This is a genomic window from Halorhodospira sp. 9622, from assembly GCF_022228025.1.
In the GTDB taxonomy this organism is placed as follows: Bacteria; Pseudomonadota; Gammaproteobacteria; order Nitrococcales; family Halorhodospiraceae; genus Halorhodospira; species Halorhodospira halophila_A.
In genome coordinates, this window is sequence record NZ_JAJNRE010000047.1 from 1 (window position 1) to 6,914 (window position 6,914).

Sequence of the window (6,914 nt, forward strand, 5' to 3'; positions counted from 1 at the left end):
TCACGGCTCCAAGCGGCAATGCAGCCCTTGAGGCCTACCGGAACGATGCTTTCGATCTACTCCTGCTCGACCTGCACATGCCGGAGCTCGATGGCATCCAGGTCGCGCAGGCCGTTCGAGCAATTGAGCAGGAGCAGGGACTGCACCGTATGGCCATCGCCCTTTGCACCGCATACGCCCGCGAAGACGCTGAAGGCATGGCTCCGAGCGCCATCTTCGATGCCTACCTCGGCAAACCGGTCTCAAGGCGGGATTTGTGCGACCTTGTTCGATGGATAACCCGCTCTCAGTCTTAGACCGGCCCCAGCACGGTCCAGCCAGTGGCGAACACCGGAAGCAGCGGCTGCCGATGCCGGTGACCGGCCCCTGAGGTTGAGCTTGATCCATTGTGAGGCGATTTGCGAGATCAGTGGGTTAAGGCACTGGCAATCCCGAGCTTCAACGCTGACCTGCGGCACAATGAGCCGGAGCGTCTGCCGCTCGCCTTCAAGGGCGATCCCGGGTCCCACCTCAGGGCATCAGAAGAAACACCACACAGGCTCTGCAGGATAAGATACCCTTACTATTGAGCGGGAACCTCTAAGGATGCCGACCATGGACAGCCTGCCGTGCATCAGCCACAAAGAGCACAGCCCGAGGCAAACCGAGCCCTTCGCGATCTTCGTGGGTAGCCAACGCTCGCGCAGGGGGCTCGCGACATCGGGGCTGGCCCCATGCCATGTATGGGGGCGAGATAGATCGGCCGAGGAGGAGCCACAATGCCCGGGGATCACGCCGTGTTTAGCACCGCGCTGGGGTTGAGGGCACCTTGGCAAGTCGGTGATATCCGCATTGACTCCGAGGCTAGGCGTATCGACTTCGACATCACCTTTGATAACGGCAGCCGCTTCGCCTGTCCGGCCTGCTGCGCTGAGCGGCAGCCTGTCCACGACACACGCTGGCGCACTTGGCAGCACCTGCACTTTTTCGAACACCAAACCTTCATCCACGCCGCTGTGCCGCGGGTGCGCTGCCAGAACTGCGCGAAGACCACGGAGATCGAGGTGCCTTGGGCGCGGCCGGGCAGCGGGTTCTCGCAGCTGTTCGAGGCCATGGCCATCACGCTTTGCCGCGAGATGCCATTACGTAAGGTCGCCAACTTGCTGTGCATCAGCGAGGACGCGCTATGGCAGATCCTGCCCGGGTCACTGCGCCAGAGTCACCGGCACTCAGGAGCAGCACAGCGAGGCCCGCGCCGTAGACATCGATGAAACGGTCGTGGGACAAAGACACATTCACCTCATGTTGTCCCAAGACCTAGATGAGCGGTCCCCGAATAATTCCCGCGCTTAGGCTTACCCCACACACTCAAAAGGCCACATCCATGGATCAATCCAACCTGCAGCTTAAGGATTTACTCGATGATCCTGAGGGTGCTCACCTACTACTGAGAGTGGTTGACGCCCTGACATTGGACCCGGATCTGGAGCAATTTTTCCCGCATGCGGCCGAGGTGGCCCGAGATATTGTAGGAGCTTGTGGGGCGGCCCTCATTCTGTTTAACGAACGAGGAAATCTGGAATACCAATTTTTCCATGGCGAGCATGCGCTAAGGTTATCGAGATTCAGCGGCTATTCGTTCAGCATGGATCGGGGTACGGCTGGCATGGCTTTGCGGGAGCGCCGACCCATCTACGAGCCCGACTACGCAAACAGCCCCTACGCGCTGAGTGATTTCAAGCAGGCGGGTCTATGTGCCAACCTAGCCCTCCCCTTAATCACTGACAGTCAGCTTTTGGGGGCACTTGTACTATCTTGGTTCAGACCTCCTCAAGCGCCACTCGGCGAGCGGGATCAGTACTTGGCCCAGAAAGTAGCTAACCAAATCGCTGTTGCCACTCATCGACACGTTCTTGAGCAGCGCCTTCATGAGCAGGCCCTCGTGGACGATTTGACCGGCCTCTACAACCGCAAGGGCATCCTCGACCGGCTGGCGTCCAAGCTGGCCCACCACGAGCGGCAACACCGCACCTTTGCGCTCATCATGGTCGATATGGACCGCTTCAAAGCGGTTAATGACCAATACGGACACAATCTGGGTGATCAAATGCTTAGGGATTGCGCCGAGCGCATGCGCAATGTCTGCCGTCGGCACGATGACATTGGCCGCTTGGGAGGTGACGAATTTGTTATCTTGGCCGATACAAACCACCCGGAAGAGCCGCTAGAACCACTGCTGAGACGACTGGCCGAGGCTTTATCATTGCCGATCATTGCGGCTGGGGCAAAACCGACTCCAAGTATTGGAGCGGTGCGCTGTCCGCAGGATGGCGATTCCGGAGAGGCTCTACTTCGCCGTTGCGACTTGGCTGTCTACGAGGCCAAGACTTGTGAGGGGGCCTCCTTCCAGTTCTTCCAGGCCGAACAGGAGGAGCGAATACGCGATCAGGAGCGCACAGCGCACGGGGTACTGGAGGCCATGGAGTCCGGGCGTCTACACCTTTACTATCAGCCAATTGTCCGGCCGGATAGCGGTGACGTGGTTGCCTACGAGGCATTGGTGCGATGGGATCATGAGGATCAAGGCCTGCTGACTGCAGGGCAGTTTATGCCGCAACTGGAGCGCCAAGGCAAAGGAATGGTGGGCATGATGGATCGCTGGGTGCTGAACACTGCCACAGGACAATTCAGCGAGATCTTGTCTCAATCGGCGCCCGAGGTCCGTCTGCAGGTCAACATGTCAGCGATCCATTTTACCTCGCCGCAATTCCCGGATGAGCTGGAGGCAATCTTAACCCGATACCCAACGGTCGAGCCTGAGCGCTTGGTCATCGAGATCACCGAGACCGCGATGGTAGCGAATTTTGATGCGGCAGCAGCCAACATCGCTGCCTGCCACGAGCTGGGGGTCCGCGTAGCTCTGGACGATTTCGGGGCAGGCTTCGCCTCCCTGGGCTACATCAAGCGAATGGCGGTAGACATACTCAAAGTGGATGGCTCTTTCACGATCGGCCTTTTCGAGGACCCCAGCAACGAAGCAATCCTGCGCGGGATTCAGGCTTTGGGACACGCCATGGGACTTGAGGTCATCGCCGAGGGAGTGGAGACAACCGGTCATGCTTCCGCTTTGTCCCAGATCCACTTTGATGGGCTGCAAGGGTTCGGTCTCGGTCAGCCGGCCCCTCGAAAGGAGGTGACCCGTTCCCTCGCGCTCTAAGTGGTCGGGCCTAGCTGCTTGGATCGCCGTGGCGCCTTCGCGGTATGTGCTAGCGACCACGCCATCCGCACCGCGCGCTGCACCCAGCGCGATCCAACAACCAAAACCTAGATCCCCTCCTGTGCTCGGCACAGCTGACGCCCCGGGGTCTTGCCAAACCCTCTATGTTCGGCGTGGCACTCGGTACGGCTGGCTCCCACCCCTACGTAAGCCGAATCTCTCTCAAGACCAATACACGCTCATGGCGATTGCTAGCCTGACCTGACCATCTGGGGTGACGATCAGGAGAGATCCACTGCCTTACCCCCCCCGGTCCAAATCGGTTTCGGCTTCTGGTGACCGCGGCTCCAATTCCTCCCGGCGCACAGGCACTGACTTGGGCGCGTCGATTCCGAGCTTGATCTGTTTACCATGGACCCCTAGCACCTGTACTTCGATCTCATCGCCGATGCGCAGCGACTGACCGATCTTACGCTCAAGAACTAACATCTCGCCTTCTCCGAAATACTCATGTTGGCATAAATGACTCTACACGGGGCTCCGTCATGCCGGAAGACGCAATAGATCGCGCAGCCTTGTATAGCGCTTGCGGCTCGAGGCATTGCGCGCCGCCATGGCCACTGCCTTGGGCTGGCCAACCAGAACCACCAGCTCGCGGCCTCGCGTGATGCCGGTGTAGAGCAGGTTGCGCTGGAGCATCGGATAGTGCTGCGTGAGCACCGGGATGACCACCGCCGGGTACTCCGAACCCTGGGACTTGTGGATGGTGGCGGCATAGCCGGGGACGACCTGATCGAGTTCGCCGAAGCCATAGGTCACCGAGCGCCCCTCGAAATTGATGGCGACCTCTTCCTCATCCGGATCCACGGACTCGATCCGGCCCATGTCCCCGTTGTAGACCTCCTTGTCGTGGTCGTTCTGCGTCTGCATGACCTTATCGCCGGGGGCAAAGCGCCAGCCGAAACGCTCTACCGCCGGCTGCCCCTCGGCGGGATTGAGCACCTTCTGAAGCTCGAGGTTCAGTGAGCGCGCGCCCACGCCACCGCGGTTCATCGGGCACAGAACCTGGATGCCATCGATGGGATCCAACCCGAAGCGCCCGGGGATGCGGTTTTTGACCAGCTCCAGGATCTTCGGCCCCGCCTCTTCAGGCTCGGCGGCCGGGACGAAATAGAAGTCCGACTCACCTCCCGGCGGATCCAGGTTGGGGATCTGGCCTTGGTTGACCCGGTGCGCGTTGGTGATGATCTGGCTTCGCGCGGCCTGGCGAAAGACCTCGGTCAGGCGCACCACCGGGACCGCCTCGGACTGGATTACATCAGCCAGAACCTGGCCGGGACCCACCGATGGGAGCTGATCGATATCACCGACGATCAGCAGCGCCGCATAATCCGGCATCGCCCGCAACACCGACTGCATCAGCCGCACATCGACCATCGAGGCTTCATCGAGCACGAGCAGGTCGCACTCGAGGGGATTGTCCTCGTTTCGTTTGAAACCACCGTGACTTGGGTCGATCTCCAGCATCCGATGGATGGTGGTCGCCTCCCGCCCGGAGGTCTCGCTCATACGCTTGGCCGCCCGGCCGGTCGGAGCGCACAGGAGCATCTCGACTCCCTTGGCAGCGAGGATGGCCAGGATGCTGTTGACCAGGGTGGTCTTCCCCACGCCCGGTCCGCCGGTGATTACGGTCACCTTGCTCTTGAGCGCCTGGCGCACGGCCTGCGACTGCTGCTCGGCCAGCGAGAGCCCGGTCCTCGCCTCGACCCAGGGCAGCGCCTTGTCGGCATCGATCTCGGGCCAGTTCGGCGCGCCCACGCAGATCTGGCGCAGCCGCTCGGCGATCACCTCCTCGGCACGGAAGAGCGCAGCGAGGAAAACACAGCGCTTATCCCCCAGCGGCGCTTCAATCACCTCGCCCTCTTCAATCTCCAGCGCGAGCGCTTCCTGCAGACGCTCCTCATCCACCTCCAGCAGCTCAGAGGCTTTCGGCAGGAGTTCGCCGACCGGCAGACCGCAGTGGCCCTGATCCGTGGCCTCGAGCAAGGCGAAAGCAATCCCCGCGCGCAGCCGGATGAGTGCATCCGGCTCAATGCCCAGGCGCATGGCGATGGCATCCGCGGTCTTGAACCCGATACCGCGGATGTCCCGGGCAAGCCGGTAGGGGTTCTCCGACATCTTCTCCACCGCATCCACCCCGTAGGTCTTGTAGATGCGCACGGCCCGGGCGGTCCCCACCCCGTGGCTGTGGAGGAACATCATGATCTCGCGGATGACCTTCTGATCGGCCCAGCCCGAGCAGATGCGCTCGGCGCGCTTAAGACCGATGCCCTCGATCTCCTGAAGCCGCTCGGGCGTGTTCTCGATGACCTCGAAGACCTCCTCGCCGAAGGCCTCCACGAGCTTCTTGCCGTAAACCGGGCCGATGCCCTTGATCATCCCGGAGCCGAGGAACTTCTCGATGCCCTCTGCCGAACTGGGGGCGGAGACGCGCAGAAACTGGGCCCTGAACTGCACCCCGTGCTTTCGGTCGTTGAACCACTCGCCGGAGGCGGTCACCCACTCGCCCGCCGAGACATTGGCCGCATGCCCGATCACGGTCACCAGATCCCTCTGCCCGCGCGCCTTAACGCGCAGCACGCAGAAGCCGTTTTCCGCGTTGTGGTAGGTCACCCGCTCAACCGAGCCGGCGAGCACCTCGCGGTGGGGCTGCGTTTCCGGAGCCGATTGGCCCATCGGTCAGTCCATGCTCTCCATCTTCCTCGCCCACCGCGGCCAAGAGCCAGCCGAGGTCCTGCGGCCTGGTTTGTGCCATTTCCAAGCCCCGCCCCGCCAAGGAGAGCGGGTTCAGCCGCACGGCTCGGCCCGATAACCCGCCGAGTCCGGGGCTCTCAGCGCTCAGATCAGGCCGGCATCAACTCCGCTCCAGCTTCCTTCGAACAAGCGTCACCCATCATCAGCCGGCCGTTTTGCGTACCCCGGGCACCCATCAACTGCCCCCGAGAAAAGCTCATCAAAGGACACATCCAGCAGGGTCACGTCATCACGAACCTCACCGGCACCACGCCATGCGGTCACATCGCTACACAGTGCATCGAAGGCCTCTTCCGGCGGCACCCGCTCGAGCGTGGCCTCCGCATTGCCCTCTCCGAACTGCTCCCCAGAGGCGGATTCGATCTCAAGCAATCCATCGGAACAGGCGATCAGGTGCAAGCCCGCAGAGAGCGGGTAGTCAACCAGCCGCCGGTTCTCCACCGTCCCGCTCGGCACGGCAGCCAGCGGCAGCCCTCTGGGATCCAGCCTTTCCTCGATCCCTTCCGGGCCAACAAGCCATGCCCGCGGCATCCCGGCGTTCCAGACCCCCAGACGCTGGTTACGACAATCGACCTCAAACAGAGTCGCCGCGAGGAAGATTTCCGGCGGCAGGTTGCGGTAGAGCTGCTCATTGATCGTCTCGAGCACCGTGTTGCTATCCACCCCGCGCCTGACCATGTCATAGAAAAGGGTCGCCAGTGCAGGCACGCCCACCGCAGAGTCGATCCCGTGGCCGGTAAAGTCTCCAAGAAGCAGGACGAGCACCCCATCACCCCGGCGCTCGGCGAGGAACACATCCCCACCGAGCATCGCCGCCGGCTGATAGCAAAACCGCACGCCGGGCGCTTGCCGGGCATCGGAGGATGTTGCCCGTGCGATGATCCGCTGAGCACTCTCCTGCTGC

Annotated in this window: 6 protein-coding genes; 3 read left to right on the plus strand and 3 right to left on the minus strand. The window is 61.9% G+C overall.

Features of this window, described 5'->3' with window-relative positions:
- The 3 genes from LRG07_RS13175 to LRG07_RS13185 all read left to right on the plus strand — a co-directional run.
- On the plus strand, positions 1-296 hold a 296-nt coding region (locus LRG07_RS13175; RefSeq protein ID WP_238642630.1), incomplete at its 5' end, for a response regulator.
- A 462-nt stretch (positions 297-758) separates the two neighbouring features.
- Positions 759-1,250, plus strand: a complete 492-nt coding sequence (locus LRG07_RS13180) for a helix-turn-helix domain-containing protein (RefSeq protein ID WP_238642632.1) — start codon at positions 759-761, stop codon at positions 1,248-1,250.
- A gap of 113 nt (positions 1,251-1,363) precedes the next feature.
- Complete coding sequence (locus tag LRG07_RS13185; RefSeq protein ID WP_238642633.1) at positions 1,364-3,196, plus strand: bifunctional diguanylate cyclase/phosphodiesterase; 1,833 nt, start codon at positions 1,364-1,366, stop codon at positions 3,194-3,196.
- A 300-nt stretch (positions 3,197-3,496) separates the two neighbouring features.
- Here the strand turns inward: LRG07_RS13185 and csrA are convergent, their stop codons facing one another.
- From csrA to LRG07_RS13200, 3 genes are all read right to left on the minus strand, one after another.
- Positions 3,497-3,685, minus strand: a complete 189-nt coding sequence (csrA, locus tag LRG07_RS13190; protein ID WP_238642635.1) for a carbon storage regulator CsrA — start codon at positions 3,683-3,685, stop codon at positions 3,497-3,499.
- Positions 3,686-3,739: 54 nt separating this feature from the next.
- Positions 3,740-5,932 (minus strand): ATP-dependent RecD-like DNA helicase, encoded by a 2,193-nt coding sequence (locus LRG07_RS13195; RefSeq protein WP_238642637.1) that lies wholly within the window; start codon positions 5,930-5,932, stop codon positions 3,740-3,742.
- Positions 5,933-6,142: 210 nt separating this feature from the next.
- Positions 6,143-6,914, minus strand: a 772-nt coding sequence (locus tag LRG07_RS13200; RefSeq protein ID WP_238642639.1) for a PP2C family protein-serine/threonine phosphatase, incomplete at its 5' end; no start/stop codon positions are given.